Origin of the sequence: Pseudomonas sp. yb_5 (assembly GCF_043103865.1) — a bacterium.
GTDB lineage: Bacteria > Pseudomonadota > Gammaproteobacteria > Pseudomonadales > Pseudomonadaceae > Aquipseudomonas > Aquipseudomonas putida_Y.
In genome coordinates this window covers 112,530-127,807 of sequence record NZ_JBICKE010000082.1, presented here as the reverse complement: position 1 = coordinate 127,807, position 15,278 = coordinate 112,530, and the positions used below count along the sequence as shown (strand labels likewise).

General features: G+C 62.1%; 15 protein-coding genes, 1 tRNA gene and 1 pseudogene. 11 read left to right on the top strand and 6 right to left on the bottom strand.

Features of this window, described 5'->3' with window-relative positions; genetic code table 11:
* Positions 1–372 (top strand): annotated as a pseudogene (locus ACF8GF_RS13725) (transcriptional regulator); the annotation flags it as partial.
* Here ACF8GF_RS13725 and ACF8GF_RS13720 read toward each other — a convergent pair.
* On the bottom strand, positions 351–830 hold the full coding sequence (locus tag ACF8GF_RS13720) for a TIGR02444 family protein (protein ID WP_176685281.1): 480 nt from the start codon (positions 828–830) through the stop codon (positions 351–353). The pseudogene ACF8GF_RS13725 and the gene ACF8GF_RS13720 sit on opposite strands and share 22 nt — an antisense overlap.
* Before the next feature lie 50 nt (positions 831–880).
* Here ACF8GF_RS13720 and ACF8GF_RS13715 point away from each other — a divergent pair, with 50 nt between their 5' ends.
* The 3 genes from ACF8GF_RS13715 to ACF8GF_RS13705 all read left to right on the top strand — a co-directional run bounded on the left by ACF8GF_RS13715 (position 881) and on the right by ACF8GF_RS13705 (position 4,205).
* Entirely contained in the window at positions 881–2,791 is a 1,911-nt protein-coding gene (locus ACF8GF_RS13715; protein ID WP_392488001.1) for an ATP-binding cassette domain-containing protein, read from the top strand.
* On the top strand, positions 2,791–3,378 hold the full coding sequence (locus ACF8GF_RS13710; protein ID WP_392488000.1) for a mechanosensitive ion channel domain-containing protein: 588 nt from the start codon (positions 2,791–2,793) through the stop codon (positions 3,376–3,378). Before ACF8GF_RS13715 ends, ACF8GF_RS13710 begins: the two co-directional genes overlap by 1 nt.
* A gap of 194 nt (positions 3,379–3,572) precedes the next feature.
* Positions 3,573–4,205 carry a LysE family transporter gene (locus tag ACF8GF_RS13705; protein WP_021782565.1) on the top strand — a complete coding sequence of 211 codons (633 nt, stop codon included), beginning with the start codon at positions 3,573–3,575 and terminating at the stop codon, positions 4,203–4,205.
* A gap of 45 nt (positions 4,206–4,250) precedes the next feature.
* On the opposite strand, the gene ACF8GF_RS13700 is transcribed toward ACF8GF_RS13705, so the two are convergent.
* Both ACF8GF_RS13700 and ACF8GF_RS13695 read right to left on the bottom strand, forming a co-directional pair.
* Positions 4,251–5,003, bottom strand: a complete 753-nt coding sequence (locus tag ACF8GF_RS13700; RefSeq protein WP_176685279.1) for a slipin family protein — start codon at positions 5,001–5,003, stop codon at positions 4,251–4,253.
* A 2-nt stretch (positions 5,004–5,005) separates the two neighbouring features.
* Positions 5,006–6,352 (bottom strand): nodulation protein NfeD, encoded by a 1,347-nt coding sequence (locus ACF8GF_RS13695; protein WP_392487999.1) that lies wholly within the window; start codon positions 6,350–6,352, stop codon positions 5,006–5,008.
* 99 nt (positions 6,353–6,451) lie between these two features.
* Here ACF8GF_RS13695 and ACF8GF_RS13690 point away from each other — a divergent pair, with 99 nt between their 5' ends.
* The 3 genes from ACF8GF_RS13690 (at position 6,452) to ACF8GF_RS13680 (ending at position 7,922) form a co-directional block, all read left to right on the top strand.
* Positions 6,452–6,910, top strand: coding sequence for an aminoacyl-tRNA deacylase (locus ACF8GF_RS13690; RefSeq protein WP_049588045.1), 459 nt, complete (start codon positions 6,452–6,454; stop codon positions 6,908–6,910).
* A 61-nt stretch (positions 6,911–6,971) separates the two neighbouring features.
* Positions 6,972–7,214, top strand: coding sequence for a DUF2789 domain-containing protein (locus tag ACF8GF_RS13685; RefSeq protein WP_103470272.1), 243 nt, complete (start codon positions 6,972–6,974; stop codon positions 7,212–7,214).
* Positions 7,215–7,283: 69 nt separating this feature from the next.
* A complete protein-coding gene (locus ACF8GF_RS13680) occupies positions 7,284–7,922 on the top strand; it encodes an NADH:ubiquinone oxidoreductase subunit N (RefSeq protein ID WP_176685277.1) in 639 nt (212 codons plus the stop codon).
* 6 nt (positions 7,923–7,928) lie between these two features.
* Here the strand turns inward: ACF8GF_RS13680 and ACF8GF_RS13675 are convergent, their stop codons facing one another.
* The 3 genes from ACF8GF_RS13675 to ACF8GF_RS13665 form a co-directional block, all read right to left on the bottom strand.
* Entirely contained in the window at positions 7,929–8,366 is a 438-nt protein-coding gene (locus ACF8GF_RS13675) for a CBS domain-containing protein (RefSeq protein ID WP_176685276.1), read from the bottom strand.
* Between the two features lie 169 nt (positions 8,367–8,535).
* Positions 8,536–10,266, bottom strand: coding sequence for a dipeptidase (locus tag ACF8GF_RS13670; protein WP_392487998.1), 1,731 nt, complete (start codon positions 10,264–10,266; stop codon positions 8,536–8,538).
* Between the two features lie 162 nt (positions 10,267–10,428).
* A tRNA-Arg gene (locus ACF8GF_RS13665) sits at positions 10,429–10,505 on the bottom strand.
* A 30-nt stretch (positions 10,506–10,535) separates the two neighbouring features.
* Here ACF8GF_RS13665 and ACF8GF_RS13660 point away from each other — a divergent pair.
* The 4 genes from ACF8GF_RS13660 to ACF8GF_RS13645 all read left to right on the top strand — a co-directional run bounded on the left by ACF8GF_RS13660 (position 10,536) and on the right by ACF8GF_RS13645 (position 15,274).
* Positions 10,536–10,754, top strand: coding sequence for an aryl-sulfate sulfotransferase (locus ACF8GF_RS13660; protein WP_392487997.1), 219 nt, complete (start codon positions 10,536–10,538; stop codon positions 10,752–10,754).
* 219 nt (positions 10,755–10,973) lie between these two features.
* Positions 10,974–12,416, top strand: coding sequence for an NADP-dependent succinate-semialdehyde dehydrogenase (gene gabD / locus ACF8GF_RS13655; protein WP_176685274.1), 1,443 nt, complete (start codon positions 10,974–10,976; stop codon positions 12,414–12,416).
* A 182-nt stretch (positions 12,417–12,598) separates the two neighbouring features.
* Complete coding sequence (gene gabT, locus ACF8GF_RS13650; protein WP_110744842.1) at positions 12,599–13,876, top strand: 4-aminobutyrate--2-oxoglutarate transaminase; 1,278 nt, start codon at positions 12,599–12,601, stop codon at positions 13,874–13,876.
* Positions 13,877–14,014: 138 nt separating this feature from the next.
* Positions 14,015–15,274, top strand: coding sequence for a response regulator (locus tag ACF8GF_RS13645; protein ID WP_176685273.1), 1,260 nt, complete (start codon positions 14,015–14,017; stop codon positions 15,272–15,274).
* The last annotated feature ends 4 nt before the right edge of the window (positions 15,275–15,278 follow it).

Below are 15,278 nucleotides of genomic sequence, written 5' to 3'. Positions count from 1 at the left end.
GCTGCCAAGTCGACCGCAGCAGCCAAACCTGCGGCCAAGCCAGCTGCCAGGGCGACCGCTGCCGCCAAGCCTGCGGCCAAACCGGCTGCCAAGTCGACCGCTGCAGCCAAACCTGTGGCCAAGCCAGCTGCCAGGGCGACCGCTGCCGCCAAGCCAGCGGCCAAACCAGCTGCCAAGTCGACCGCCGCAGCCAAACCTGCGGCCAAGCCAGCCGCAAAACCAGCTGCCGCCAAGGCACCTGCACGCACGGCCGTCAAACCTGCCGACGCCAAAGCTGCTACGCCAGCCGCCGCCACCAACTCGGAGAGTCCGGCCCCGGCAGCACCGTCTGCACCTTTGAGCAGTCCGGCTCAGGCACCTTCGGCGTCCTGAAGCGCAGCGGCCGCGACGCGCAACTGAACTAGCGCGTCATGATGTAGAGCCTGGTCCGGTGCCAGCCGGGCCAGCCAGTCATCCGCGGGCTCATGGGAGCCCGCGGGCCACTGTCGCGAGCGCTCCTGCAAGCGCTCCAGCAGAGTTTTTTCTGCCCGCAATTCCAACCCTTTCACCTGTTCACGCAACGCCGCCAGTTGTGCATCATCCGATGCTTTCGCTCGCCATTGCTGGCGCAGGCTGCGTAGTGGGGCGACCACTTCACGTTGCCAGGGCTCGGCAAGTTCTTGCAGTGCTTGCGCGCGTTCGCCCAGTACGGCCACGCCACGTGCTTGCAGCCAAGTTGCGCACAGCAGCAGGCAGACATCACCGCCCAGTGCCTGCAGTTCAAGGCAGGCGGCTTGCACGCCGGGCCTGGCATACAGGGTCAGGGCGTAATTCCACAGGTCGGTGTGCATGGTTCCACTCGCGCTATGGGCCGAGGAAGCTGGTAGACTCCGCGACCATCATGATCAGACTATCCAACCTCACTTTACAGCGTGGTCCGCAGCGCTTGCTAGAAGGCGCCGAGATGACCCTGCACGCCGGTCACAAGGCCGGCCTGATCGGCGCCAACGGCGCCGGAAAATCCAGCCTGTTCGCCTTGCTGCGCGGTGAGCTGTCGCCCGATGGCGGTGACTGCCAACTGCCCGGCGACTGGCGCATCGCCCATATGCGCCAAGAGGTCGACACCCTCGATCGCCTGGCTGTGGACTATGTGCTTGATGGCGACGTGCGCCTGCGCAAGGTCCAGGCCGAATTGGCCGCGGCCGAGCAGGCCCACGACGGCACCGCCCTGGCGCGCCTGCACAGTGAGCTGGAAAGCGCCGACGGCTATACCGCCGACGCCCGTGCGCGCAAGTTGCTGGCTGGGCTGGGCTTCACCAACGAGCAGATGGACCGCCGTGTCGGCGATTTCTCTGGTGGCTGGCGGATGCGCCTGAACCTGGCCCAGGCACTGATGTGCCCGTCCGACCTGTTGCTGCTCGACGAGCCCACCAACCACCTCGATCTCGACGCTATCCTGTGGCTGGAAGACTGGCTCAAGGGCTACCCCGGCACGTTGTTGCTGATCTCTCACGACCGTGACTTCCTCGATGCCGTGGTCGACCATGTGCTTCACGTCGAGCAGCGCAAGCTCAACTTGTACAAAGGCGGCTATACCGCCTTCGAGCGCACCCGTGCCGAGCGCCTGGCGCAGCAGCAGCAGGCCTACGAAAAGCAGCAGGCGCAGCGCGCGCACATGGAAAAGTACATTGCCCGCTTCAAGGCTCAGGCCACCAAGGCCCGTCAGGCGCAAAGCCGGATCAAGGCCTTGGAGCGCATGGAAGAGCTGTCGGCGGCGCATGTCGATTCGCCGTTCGACTTTGTCTTCCGTGAATCGCAGAAAATTTCCAGCCCGTTGCTGAGCCTTTCCGAAGGTTGCCTGGGTTATGGCGACAAGGCCATCCTCGACAAGGTCAAGCTGCAGCTCACCCCGGGTGCTCGTATTGGTCTGCTCGGGCCCAACGGCGCCGGCAAGTCGACCCTGATCAAGAACCTTGCAGGTGAGCTGGCGCCGTTGTCGGGCCGTCTGGTTCGAGGCGAGAACCTGGCTGTAGGCTACTTTGCCCAGCATCAGCTGGACTCGCTGGACGACAAGGCCAGCCCGCTGCTGCACCTGCAGCGCATCGCCCCTACCGAGCGTGAGCAGACGCTGCGCGACTTTCTCGGCGGCTTCGATTTCCACGGTGCCCGTTGCGACGAGCCGGTGGTGAACTTCTCCGGTGGCGAAAAGGCTCGCCTGGCACTTGCGCTGATTGCCTGGGAGCGGCCAAACCTGCTGCTGCTTGACGAACCGACCAACCACCTGGACCTGGAAATGCGTCTGGCACTGACCATGGCCTTGCAGGAGTTTGCCGGTGCCGTGGTGGTGGTATCCCACGACCGTCATTTGCTCAAGAGCACCACGGATGACTTCCTGCTGGTGGCCGACGGCAAGGTCGACACCTTCGACGGTGACCTGGAAGACTACAGCCGCTGGCTGGTCGAGTACCGCCAGCGCAGCGCGCCGGCCAGTACTGCACCGGCCAACCCGGACAAGACCGACAAGAAAGCCCAGCGCCAGGCTGCCGCAGCCTTGCGCCAGCAGTTGGCACCGCACAAGAAGGCTGCCGACAAGCTGGAAGCCGAGCTTAACCAGGTGCACGCACAATTGGCCGAGATCGAGACCGCGCTGGGTGATGGTGGCCTTTACGACGCGGCGCGCAAGGACGAGTTGCGCGACCTGTTGGCGCGCCAGACCCGGCTCAAGCAACGCGAAGGCGAACTGGAAGAGGCCTGGATGGAAGCGCTGGAAACCCTTGAAAGCATGCAGGCCGAACTCGAGGCCTTGTCCTGATGGAGGAACTGCGTTCGCTGCTGCCAGGGCAATGGATGGACACCTTCTGGCTGGGCTTGCAGATCCTCTTGATCCTGGTAGCGGCGTTCATCCTGCAGCGTATCGTCGCCCGTGGGCTTGGCCGACTCGGCCAGCGTTACCCGTTGCCGCCGGAGTTGCTGGTGCCCGTTCGCGGTGGCCTGCGCTGGCTGATCATGGGCAGCGCGCTGCTGTTCGTGCTGGAGCGCCTGGGTGTTTCGGCGACTGTGTTGTGGACAGCACTTTCCGGCTTCGTCGCGGTAGCGGCGGTGGCCTTCTTCGCCATGTGGAGCGTGCTGTCCAACCTGTTGTGCGCGGTGTTGATCTTCACGGTTGGGCCGTTTCGCATCGGCGATGTGGTCGAGCTGGTCGACACCCTCGACAAGCCCGGCGTGAAAGGCCGGGTGATCGCCATCAACCTGCTGTTCACCACGCTGCTGGAAATGCCCGAAGCGGGTGGGGCGCTTGTGCAGGTGCCCAATAGCCAGTTCTTCCAGAAGTCGGTACGACGCTGGCGCGGGGCCGAAGTACAGGCCCTGCGCAAAGAAACAGCTACCGAAGCTGACTGAACCTGTACTGGCCCCTTCGCGGGCGCGCCCGCTCCCACAGGTATCCCACCGTCTGAAGATGCACTGGGCGTGGGAGCGGGCGGGCCCGCGAAGAAGTCAGGTCAGACACCACAAATCCATCAGAAATCACTGGTTATTTTTTCGCCAAAACCTTAGCTTAACGTTTTGCAACAAATGTTCGAGCGAGGTGTGTGATGTCGATGGAAGTATGGTTGGGCTTCTTTGCTGCCTGCTGGGTGATCAGCCTTTCACCTGGTGCCGGGGCGATTGCCTCGATGTCCAGCGGCCTGCAATACGGCTTCTGGCGTGGTTACTGGAACGCCTTGGGCCTTCAGCTGGGCCTGATCATGCAGATCGCCATCATCGCCGCCGGCGTCGGTGCCATCCTGGCCGCCTCGGCCACGGCGTTCCAGGTCATCAAGTGGTTTGGCGTCGCCTACCTGGTGTACCTGGCCTACAAGCAATGGCGTGCACTGCCGATGGACATGAGCGATGAATCAGGCGTGCGCCCGATCGGCAAGCCGCTGAGCCTGGTGTTCCGTGGTTTCCTGGTCAACGTCAGCAACCCCAAGGCGCTGGTGTTTATGCTGGCGGTGCTGCCGCAGTTCCTTAACCCGCATGCGCCGCTGCTGCCGCAATATGTGGCGATCACCGTGACCATGGTCACTGTCGACCTGCTGGTGATGGCGGGGTACACCGGGTTGGCTTCGCATGTGTTGCGCATGTTGCGCACACCCAAACAGCAGAAGCGTTTGAACCGCACTTTTGCCGGGTTGTTCATTGGTGCGGCCACCTTCCTCGCTACCTTGCGCCGTGCGCCGGTCTGACAGACCGTATACAGGCCAATCGCGGAGCCCGCGATTGGCCCATCACTATTTCTCCTTGCCAACCAACCCTTTCAGCAAATCTATCGGCAGCGGGAAGACGATGGTCGAGCTCTTGTCACCGGCAATCGTCCCCAGCGTCTGCATATAGCGCAACTGCATCGCCCCCGGCTCCTTGCTCAGCATTTGCGCGGCCTGCATCAGTTTTTCCGACGCCTGCAGTTCACCCTCGGCATGAATCACCTTGGCCCGACGTTCGCGCTCGGCCTCGGCCTGGCGGGCGATGGCGCGCACCATCGACTCGTTCAGGTCAACGTGCTTGATCTCGACGTTGGCCACCTTGATGCCCCAGGCATCCGTCTGTGCATCCAGCACCTGGCGGATGTCCAGATTCAGTTGCTCGCGTTCGGCCAACAGCTCATCCAGTTCGTGCTTGCCCAGCACCGCTCGCAGGGTCGTCTGGGCCAACTGGCTGGTCGCCACCAGAAAATCCTCGACCTGAATGATCGCTTTCTGCGGGTCGAGCACGCGAAAGTACAGCACTGCATTGACCTTGACCGAAACGTTGTCGCGGGTGATCACATCCTGCGGCGGCACATCCAGTACCACTGTACGCAGGTCGACCCGTACCATTTGCTGAATCACCGGGATCACCAGGATAAGCCCCGGCCCTTTGACCTGCCAGAAGCGCCCCAGCTGGAACACCACGCCGCGCTCGTATTCGCGCAGGATGCGAAACGCCGACAGTACCAGCATGGCCAGCACGATCAGCACAGCGCCGAAACCGAATTGCATGAACATGGTCATTCTCCTTGCGTCGCAGGGGCGGCGGCGCTCACTTCCAGCATCACGCCATGGCGCGCGGTCACCCGTACGTTCTGGCCAGTTTGCAGCGGCGTTGCGCACCGCGCTTGCCATGGCTCGCCCTGAGCCAGCACGACGCCACAGAATGGGTCGCTTGCCATCACCTGGGTGACGGTGACCAGGCTGCCGACCAGGCCGGCGTCGCCACTGACCAGTGCCCGTTGGCGGGCCTTGAGAGCCATGCCCAGTACGCCACCGATCAGTAATGCCGAGAGCAGCGCCAGGGTGCCGATCAAGGCCAGAGGGATGCCGAAACCGGGAGCGTCGGTGTCGATCAGGATCAACGCGCCGACCACAAAGGCAACGATGCCGCCGAAGCCGACCACGCCGAAACTGGGCAAGAAGGCTTCGGCGATCATGAAGGTAATGCCAAGCAGGATCAGCGCCACCCCGGCGAAACTCACCGGCAATAGCTGCAGCGCATACAGCGCCAGCAGCAGGCAGATACCTCCGACCACACCACCCACCGCAGAACCGGGGTTCATGAATTCGAACAACAGGCCGTAAACGCCGATCATGATCAGGATCAGTGCCACGCTGGGGTTGGTGATCACTGCCAGAACCCGTGTGCGCCAGTCCGGCAGATGCTCGATCACGCTGGCGCCTGCGGTCTGCAACTGGCGTGGCTGGCCGGCCACCTGGAGCGTTTTGCCGTCGAGCTTGCGCAGCAGGTCAGGCAGGTCATCGGCTACCTGATCGATCACGTTCAGCCGCAAGGCCTCGCTGGCGGACAGGCTGACCGCCTCGCGCACGGCCTTCTCCGCCCAGTCGGCGTTGCGGCCGCGCATTTGCGCCAGGCCACGGATGTAAGCGGCGGCGTCGTTGACCTGTTTGCGTGCGAGGGCTTCATCGTCGCCGCCTTTGGCCTTGTCCTCATCGGGCGTGCCAGGCGGGCCGCCGATCCGCACCGGTGTGGCAGCACCCAGATTGGTCCCGGGCGCCATCGCCGCAATATGGCTGGCGTAGAGAATATAGGTGCCGGCGCTGGCGGCGCGGGCTCCGCTGGGGGCAACGTAGCTGGCGACCGGTACAGGGCTGGCGAGAATTGCCTTGATCATCTGGCGCATGGCGCTGTCCAGCCCGCCCGGGGTATCCATGCGGATAACCACCAGTTGCGCGCCTTGTGCCTGGGCCTGGCCGAGGCTGCGTACCAGGTAGTCGGCGCTGGCCGGGCCGATGGCGTCGTCGATGCCCAGCACCCACACCGCGCCGGGCGCGGCCTGGCCACTTGGCGTGATGCCAAGCAACAACAGCAGCAACAGCCAGCGCCAGCAGTGGGCGATCACCTGTCGTCACCTCATTTGCGCGTATTTACACAAGTTTAGCCCCGACCACTCGTACCCGGCCTAAAATTGAAAATTGGGGGGCGAAACCGGAGGTGCATCATGCGTATGGCAAAGACCCTGCAGGCCAGCCTGGACAAGGCCAACTGCGACTACGACATCATTCCCCACCCACATTCGGCCACCAGCCTGGAGTCAGCCCGTATGGCCGGCGTGCCCGCAGAGCGGGTCGCCAAGGCGGTGATGGTCGATGATCGTCACGGCAACTACATCATGGCCGTGCTACCGGCCAACCGGCATCTGGACATGGACAAGGTGCGTATGTCCGGGGCCTGGCATCTGACCCGTGAAAGCGGTCTGCCGAGCCTGTTCAATGACTGCGAGCGCGGTGCCGTGCCGGCCCTTGGCGATGCTTACCAGATAAAAATGCTGCTCGACCCGAGTCTCACCCGCCAAGGCGATGTCTACCTGGAGGCGGGTGACCACGATCACCTGATTCACATGAGCATGGAGCAGTACATGAAACTGGTGCCGCACGCCGAAGTGCGCGAGCTGTGCTGATGTTTTCAAACCAATGCCAGGCGGGCGTCGTGGACGGCTTGCCTGGCGCTCAGGAGGAACCATGGAAGCGCCGATCCATCCCTTTGCCGAGCTGTTCAAGCAGCTGGGCTTGCCCGACGATCCCAAGAGTATCGATCAGTTCATCACCAGCCATTCCCCGCTGAAGAACGAGATCAAGCTGGTGGATGCGCCGTTCTGGAACGACTCTCAGCGTGCATTTCTCAAGGACAGCATCATTGAAGATTCCGATTGGGCTGTGCCCTTCGATCAACTCAACGAAGCATTGCGCCGCCCCCGAAAATAAAGCGCCGAGTGGCACCTGACGAGTGATCGGCCGTTGCTATGCTCAGGAAAACAATAAGGGGATAGCGCGATGAAAGATCCCTACGCACCAGGTTTCTGGTGTTCCGTGACGATCCTGGGCACTCTGACGGCCAGTTACTTCTATGGCATCAGGCAGACGCAACAGATGACCCAGGCGGTGCATTTCCTGTATGCCGCTGCCGCGGTCACTGTGGCGGTTGCACTGGTGGCGCTGACATGGATCGCCTGGCAGCAGCTGCGCCTGAACAAGCGCGAAGTGGTGCAGGGGCGAACGTTGCTGACCATCTGGAACACCAAGGTTGCACTACGCCGCGTCGAGACGGTTTTCGACCGCTATTTCTGGGGCAGCTACTGGCATTCGGGGCGTACTTTCGAAGAGGTCATGGGCGAGCTCAGGGGTACACCGCTGGAGCAGAGCCTGGATGCGCTTAAGCGCCAGTGCCGGGTGCTCGACCGCGAAATCCATGACCGCCAACACCACTGGCTGGCCAATGCTCGCGACCTGTCCAGCGTGGCCCAGGCGATGGCCCGTGAACGCTACCAGCTGGACCTCGGTGAGCCGACGCACAGCGGGCACGGCAATACGGCAGTGCTCAACCGTGACCTGGAAGTGCTGGTGTACACCTGGTCGGCGCGCTTGCGTAGCTTCGACCATCAGCTGGACGAGCTGGAGCGCGCCTACCATTGAGGCGCTTCATTCGCCGCGGATGTACTGCTCCATTTGCTTGATCAGGCTGGCCTGTTCGGCGATGGTTTCCTTGACCAGGTCACCGATCGACAGCAGGCCGAGCAATCTGCCGTTTTCGACCACCGGCAGGTGACGCAGGTGGCGGTCGGTCATCAGGTTCATGCAGAAATCGAGCTTTTGCTTGGGGGCCACGGTGACCACCGGTTCACTCATTATTTCGCGCACCGGCGTGGCCGCGGAAGAGCGGCCCTTGAGGACCAGTTTGCGCGCATAGTCCCGTTCGCTGACGATACCCACTACCTGGCCACCCTCGACGACAGGCAGCGCACCGACGTTTTTCTCCGCCAGCATTTTCAGGGCGTCGAGCACCGAGTCATCCGGGCCGATGGTGTAGACGGTCTGGTGCTGGGACTTGGTCTTGAGGATTTGTTCGACGGTCTTCATACGGGCCTCTGCGGGTGAAAAAAGCACTGTCTCGGAGTAACTAAAGCATCCGGTACGGCGCTCTGCACGGCAATGCAGGAAACGGCATGGAGGCGATTGAAAAACGTCATTGCTGTTCGCTTGTAGCGGCCTTTTCGCGGCTAAAGCCGCGAAGAGGCCGTACTGCCCATCAAAGCTTCGGCATCTGCCCGATCCGCGCCACCATCTCGCTCACTATCTGCAGGTCCAGCATGAACTGTTCCACGGTCTTGAACTCGTTGTCGTTGTGCCCGGTGTACTTCACGTCCGGCATCGCCAGGCCAAATTGCACACCGTTGGGAAGATTGTGCACCGAAGTCGCGCCGGCCGAGGTACCGAACTCATGCTTCATACCCAGGTTCTCGGTGGCCACGGCGAGCAGGGCCTGGACCCATTCGCCTTCAGGGTTACGGTACATCGGTTCGTCCAGGCTGTAATCGAACGCCACCGAGGTGTTGCTTTGCCGGGTCCATTTGCCCAGTTTGTCGGCCAGTTCGTCTTTGATCGTGGCGATCGGCTTCCCCTTGGGAATGCGCAGGTTTACCGCCAGCTTCAAGCCTTTGTCATCCACCCCGACAAAGGTCAGCGAAGTGGTCAGCGGGCCCATGAACGGGTCCTGGAAGGCCACGCCGAGCTTGTTGCCCAGGTAGTCCAGGCCCCAGTTGTCTGCGGCATAGCGGGCAGCGTCGGTAAAGTGGTTGTGCTTGAGCGACACCTGCTGGCCGAGGCCATTGATGAAGTCGAGCATACGCGCCACCGGGTTGATGCCGGATTCCGGCTCCGAAGAGTGTGCGGAAACACCGGTCACGGTGAGCAAGACTTGCTTGCCGTCGGCCTTGGCGTCGATGCTGAAGTCGCCTCCATGCTGCTTCACATATTTGGCGCCGGCTTGCTGCAGGTGCTTGGCCAGCTGTGCCGGGTTGTCAGAAATCAGGGTCGCTACCGAAGTTGTCGGGATCTGGTTGGTCGCCAGGCCACCGGTCAGGTTGACGATCTCGGCACCCTTGCCGCTGGCCGGGCGCTTGTTGAAGCTGGCCATGACCGTGCCGTAGCCTTTCTCGGCAATCACTACCGGGTAGCCGCCGTCGAGGGCCAGGTTGTAATCGGGCGTAGGGTTGCGCTCGAAGTAGTAGGGAATGGCATCACCGCTGGTTTCTTCGGTGGTGTCGATCAGCAGCTTGAACTGCCGGGCGAGCGGCAGGTTTTCGTCCTTGGCCACTTTCAGCGCGTACATCGCCACCACGATGCCGTTCTTGTCGTCCTCGGTGCCGCGGCCGTACATGCGGTCACCCGCCAGGGTGACCTTGAACGGGTCAAGGCGCGTACCATCGGCCAGCTTCCAGTTGTCCGGGTTGACCGGCACTACGTCAGCGTGGGCATGGATGCCGATCACTTCCTTCCCGCTGCCCAGCGAGATCTCGTACACCCGGTTGTCGATGTTACGGAAGGCCAGGCCGAAGCTGTCGGCCAAGGCCTTGATCCTGTCGGCGATCTTGAGGAATTCAGGGTTTTCGTACTGCGGCGTACCCTCGACGTTGAAGGTGGGGATGGCTACCAGTTCACGCAGGGTTTCGGTAGCGGCCTTGCCATACTTGATGCGGGTATACAGGCCGAGCAGGCGGTTGATCTCGTCTTGTTGCCCGGCGGCCAATGGCTTGTTGGCCAGGTAGGCGTCGACGGTTGCCTCGAGGTTGTCGGCCTTGCCCAGGTCGCTGCCTTTGAGCTTGCCGAGGAATTGCTTGAAGTCGCTTGGGTCGCTGCCGTCGAAGGCTTTGACGATAGCTGCGGACTGCTGTTGGGTGAGGTTGGCCTGGGCAGGCTGGGTGAACAGGCCGATGCTGGCCAGCAACAGGGTGGTGGCGGTGAGTTTTCTCAGGTGCATGGTTGTGCGCATTCCTTCGCCAATCATTGTTATGGGTTACCCGTTCGGAGAACGGGAAGACGCCCACGCTAACATCAATGACCCGTGGCACGGGAGTACCAGAAAGGTGACATGGCGCACAAACGAAAAAGCCCCGGGCTCAGGCCCAGGGCTTTCTTGATATGGCGCACTCGGCGGGATTCGAACCCACGACCCCTGCCTTCGGAGGGCAGTACTCTATCCAGCTGAGCTACGAGTGCAACGCGCACGCATGATACCCATCTGTATCGTTGACGTCCATCGCCTTGATCTGTAGCTGTTTTTACCGTGTTGGCTGTGCAGATCCCCGGGGCCGGATACACGACAATACCGATCAAACTGTCGGCCAGGGTGGAACCGGCCGTAACTGGACCCACGTCAATGCCGTCGATTACGCTGCCGATGGCGACAGCATCATCGTTTCAGCCCGCCATCAAGGTGTGTTGAAAATTGGCCGTGACAGGCAGTGAAACGAACTTTGGCTTCGCCCCGCGTCCAGCCGCAGCATCGTCTACCCTTTAGCGGCCATTCTGCGGGCGATTTCAGATGGGCTGTTCAACCATTCGTTCTTTTTTTCGAACAGCCTATTGTCCAACACCCCAGCAGCCGCTTAGCATTCGTTTGAGATTTCAAACGCTCGATGCCCTGCCTTGGGCGCTTTTCAACAATCAACAATTCGGGAAGCCGACATGCAGCTCAAAGACGCTCAGTTGTTCCGCCAGCAAGCCTATATCAATGGTGAGTGGCTGGATGCGGACAACGGCCAGACCATCAAGGTGACCAACCCGGCCACCGGCGAAGTCATCGGTACCGTGCCGAAGATGGGCACCGCGGAAACTCGCCGTGCCATCGAAGCCGCCGACAAGGCCCTGCCGGCCTGGCGCGCCCTGACTGCGAAAGAGCGCTCGGCCAAGCTGCGTCGCTGGTTCGAACTGATGATCGAGAACCAGGACGACCTGGCTCGCCTGATGACCACCGAACAGGGCAAGCCGCTGGCCGAAGCCAAGGGCGAAATCGCCTACGCCGCCTCGTTCATCGAGTGGTTCGCCGAAGAAGCCAAGCGCATCTACGGTGACACCATCCCGGGCCACCAGCCAGACAAGCGCCTGATTGTCATCAAGCAGCCAATCGGCGTTACCGCGGCCATCACTCCGTGGAACTTCCCGGCCGCCATGATCACCCGTAAAGCCGGCCCGGCCCTGGCCGCTGGCTGCACCATGGTGCTCAAGCCGGCTTCGCAAACCCCTTACTCCGCTCTGGCCCTGGTCGAGCTGGCCCACCGTGCCGGCATCCCGGCTGGCGTGCTGAGTGTGGTTACCGGCAGCGCCGGCGAAGTGGGCGGCGAGCTGACTGGCAACTCCCTGGTACGCAAGCTGTCCTTCACCGGCTCGACCGAAATCGGTCGCCAGCTGATGGAAGAATGCGCCAAGGACATCAAGAAAGTTTCCCTGGAGCTGGGTGGCAACGCCCCGTTCATCGTGTTTGACGACGCCGACCTGGACAAGGCGGTCGAGGGCGCGATCATCTCCAAGTACCGTAACAACGGCCAGACTTGCGTTTGCGCCAACCGTATCTACGTGCAGGACGGCGTCTACGACGCGTTCGCCGAGAAGCTGGCCGCTGCAGTTGCCAAGCTGAAGATCGGTAACGGCCTGGAAGACGGCACCACCACTGGCCCGCTGATCGACGGCAAGGCTGTCGCCAAGGTCCAGGAGCACATTGAGGACGCCGTCAGCAAAGGCGCCAAAGTGCTGTCCGGTGGCAAACTGATCGAAGGCAACTTCTTCGAACCGACCATCCTGGTAGACGTACCGAAGACCGCTGCTGTCGCCAAGGAAGAGACGTTCGGCCCACTGGCACCGCTGTTCCGCTTCAAAGATGAAGCCGAAGTCATCGCCATGTCCAACGACACCGAGTTCGGCCTGGCCTCGTACTTCTACGCTCGTGACATGAGCCGTGTGTTCCGTGTCGCCGAAGCCCTGGAATACGGCATGGTGGGTATCAACACCGGCCTGATCTCCAACGAAGTGGCGCCGTTCGGTGGTATCAAGGCTTCGGGCCTGGGCCGCGAAGGTTCCAAGTACGGTATCGAGGACTACCTCGAAATCAAATACCTGTGCATCAGCGTCTGATCGCACGGTAAAGGCTTTACCTCTGCCAGCGGGGCGCGAGAGCGACGTCTCGCTGGCCTTTTTTACATTGCAGTACCTGGTGGCCAGGGCGTTCACGACAGTCGATCAACGAATACTGTTCGCGAGCACTCCCAGCCACCCCCGAATAAAAGCGCCATTCCTGACGGCGCAATGAGGGCATTATGAGCAAAACCAACGAATCCTTGATGCAACGTCGTGTAGCTGCCGTCCCACGTGGCGTCGGCCAGATCCACCCGATCTTCGTCGACACCGCGAAGAACTCGACCGTGATCGACGTTGAAGGCCGCGAACTGATCGACTTCGCCGGCGGCATCGCAGTACTGAACACCGGCCACCTGCACCCGAAAGTGGTTGCAGCCGTGCAAGAGCAGCTGACCAAGGTCAGCCACACCTGCTTCCAGGTGCTGGCTTACGAACCCTACGTAGAGCTGTGCGAAAAGATCAACAAGCTGGTCCCAGGCGACTTCGACAAGAAGACCCTGCTGGTCACCACCGGCTCCGAAGCCGTTGAAAACGCCGTCAAGATCGCTCGTGCTGCCACTGGCCGCGCTGGCGTCATCGCCTTCACCGGCGGTTATCACGGCCGTACCATGATGACCCTGGGCCTGACCGGCAAGGTCGTGCCGTACTCCGCTGGCATGGGCCTGATGCCAGGCGGCATCTTCCGCGCCCTGTTCCCGAGCGAACTGCACGGTATCAGCGTTGACGACGCCATCGCCTCGGTCGAGCGCATCTTCAAGAACGATGCCGAGCCGCGCGACATCGCCGCGATCATCCTCGAGCCAGTACAAGGCGAAGGTGGCTTCCTGCCTGCGCCGAAAGAGCTGATGAAACGCCTGCGCGCCCTGTGCGACCAGCACGGTATCCTGCTGATCGCCGACGAAGTACAAACTGGCGCTGGCCGTACCGGCACCTTCTTCGCCATGGAACAGATGGGCGTTGCGCCTGATCTGACCACCTTCGCCAAATCCATTGCTGGCGGCTTCCCGCTGGCCGGTGTGTGCGGCAAGGCCGAGTACATGGACGCCATCGCTCCAGGCGGCTTGGGCGGCACCTACGCCGGCTCGCCGATCGCTTGCGCCGCGGCCCTGGCCGTGATCGAAGTGTTCGAAGAGGAAAAACTGCTGGACCGCAGCAAGGCTGTGGGTGAGCGCCTGACCGCTGGCCTGCGCGAAATCCAGAAGAAGCACCCGATCATCGGCGACGTCCGTGGTCTGGGCTCGATGATTGCCGTCGAAGTCTTCGAGAAAGGCACTCACACCCCGAATGCTGCTGCTGTTGGCCAGGTTGTCGCCAAGGCTCGCGAAAAGGGTCTGATCCTGCTGTCTTGCGGCACCTACGGCAACGTCCTGCGTATCCTGGTTCCACTGACCGCCGAAGACGCGCTGCTGGACAAAGGCCTGGCCATCATCGAAGAGTGCTTCGCTGAAATCGCCTGATGTGACGTGCTTCAGAAAAAACCCGCCCAGGCGGGTTTTTTTTATGCCCAGCAAAGCCATGTGGCGCTATGGTTATCGAAGGACTGGCTTTGGAAGCTGCGACGGACTGTGTGTCAGGATATTCAGGAGTAGTTGGCGATGAGCGCTGCAGCCCCCGCCCCACCAAGCGTACTGATTGTCGAAGGCGATCCTTGGGTACGGGACATGCTCAGCGAGATGCTGCTCAGCGTGCGCTGTGACGCCCGCCTGCAGGTTTGCGCTGACGGCTCGCAGGCGTTCAGTGCCTTGTCCAGCAAGCCTGACCTGATCATCGCCGCCCGCGAGCTGGCCGGTGTCGATGGCCTCGACCTGCTGCGCGAGGTACGCGCCAAAGGGCCAGGGGTGCCGTTCATTCTCATGAGTAACCGCAATGACAGCGCCAGTGTGCGCGAAGCGCTGCCCTTGCACCCCACTGCTTACCTGAGCAAACCGTTGAACCTGGATAACCTGCGTAAGCGCCTGGAAGAGTTACTGCTGGGCGTTGGCGAGGAGGTTGCCTGCCCGGTACCGGCGTTGCAGGCGGGGGCCAGCCTGCCAGCCTACCTTGAGCAGCGCCGCGCCAGCGCCGATGGCGGGCCGCTGCTGGCCGATGTGCAGGTAGCGATCAATCGAGCGCTCAACCCCCAGGGCCTGAACCTCAGGGTGCTCGAAGAGGAGGTGTCTAACGACCCGCAAGTCACGGCGGTGCTGATCGCTGCCGCCAATAGTGCGGCACTGCACCGTGAAGCCCCGGTGCAGACGTTGCTGCAGGCCCTGAACAAGCTTGGCAGTACCCAAAGCATGAACCTGATCCTGGGTATGACTCTCAAGCGCAGCGCACGCCTCAGTGACCCGCTGTTGGCGGAGCACGCGACCCGTTACTGGGACCTGTCACTGCACACTGCCGAATATGGCCGCACCTTGGCGCGCATGCTCGAGCTGGACGAGGGGCGTTGTTATTGCGCGGGCTTGCTGCATTGCCTGGGCGACCTGGCGGTGTTGCGCTGCCTGCAAGAGTGGCGGTTGGCCGGGGGAGATCTGGACGAGCGCAATGTGCAGCAATCGCTGGAGGAGTTTGGTGCGGCGTTCGGCTCGGCGCTGCGTACTCGCTGGCGTTTGCCGCTGGCACTGCGCGAGTTGATCGCTGCGATCTACCAGTTGGGTGGTGGAGTTTACTCGCTGGAGATCCTGGCCATGAACCTGGCTGGGCAGTTGTCGCGGCTGCCGGCCGGGCAGGGGCTGGAGAAGGTGGCCAGCGGCAAGACGGCGCGCCTGCTCAAGCTTGGCCTGCCGGAGCTGAGCCGGCTGCGCAAGGTGGAGAGCCCGGAAGTAAAGCCGCAGGAAGAACCGCCAGCGGCTGAGGCCGAGGTTTCCAGCTGAGATT

Bases quoted from the DNA above. Each gene is read 5' to 3' on its own strand.
- ACF8GF_RS13720 (WP_176685281.1), bottom strand. From the start codon at position 830: ATGCACACCGACCTGTGGAATTACGCCCTGACCCTGTATGCCAGGCCC.
- ACF8GF_RS13715 (WP_392488001.1), top strand. From the start codon at position 881: ATGATCAGACTATCCAACCTCACTTTACAGCGTGGTCCGCAGCGCTTG.
- ACF8GF_RS13710 (WP_392488000.1), top strand. From the start codon at position 2,791: ATGGAGGAACTGCGTTCGCTGCTGCCAGGGCAATGGATGGACACCTTC.
- ACF8GF_RS13705 (WP_021782565.1), top strand. From the start codon at position 3,573: ATGTCGATGGAAGTATGGTTGGGCTTCTTTGCTGCCTGCTGGGTGATC.
- ACF8GF_RS13700 (WP_176685279.1), bottom strand. From the start codon at position 5,003: ATGTTCATGCAATTCGGTTTCGGCGCTGTGCTGATCGTGCTGGCCATG.
- ACF8GF_RS13690 (WP_049588045.1), top strand. From the start codon at position 6,452: ATGCGTATGGCAAAGACCCTGCAGGCCAGCCTGGACAAGGCCAACTGC.
- ACF8GF_RS13685 (WP_103470272.1), top strand. From the start codon at position 6,972: ATGGAAGCGCCGATCCATCCCTTTGCCGAGCTGTTCAAGCAGCTGGGC.
- ACF8GF_RS13680 (WP_176685277.1), top strand. From the start codon at position 7,284: ATGAAAGATCCCTACGCACCAGGTTTCTGGTGTTCCGTGACGATCCTG.
- ACF8GF_RS13675 (WP_176685276.1), bottom strand. From the start codon at position 8,366: ATGAAGACCGTCGAACAAATCCTCAAGACCAAGTCCCAGCACCAGACC.
- ACF8GF_RS13670 (WP_392487998.1), bottom strand. From the start codon at position 10,266: ATGCACCTGAGAAAACTCACCGCCACCACCCTGTTGCTGGCCAGCATC.
- gabD (WP_176685274.1), top strand. From the start codon at position 10,974: ATGCAGCTCAAAGACGCTCAGTTGTTCCGCCAGCAAGCCTATATCAAT.
- gabT (WP_110744842.1), top strand. From the start codon at position 12,599: ATGAGCAAAACCAACGAATCCTTGATGCAACGTCGTGTAGCTGCCGTC.
- ACF8GF_RS13645 (WP_176685273.1), top strand. From the start codon at position 14,015: ATGAGCGCTGCAGCCCCCGCCCCACCAAGCGTACTGATTGTCGAAGGC.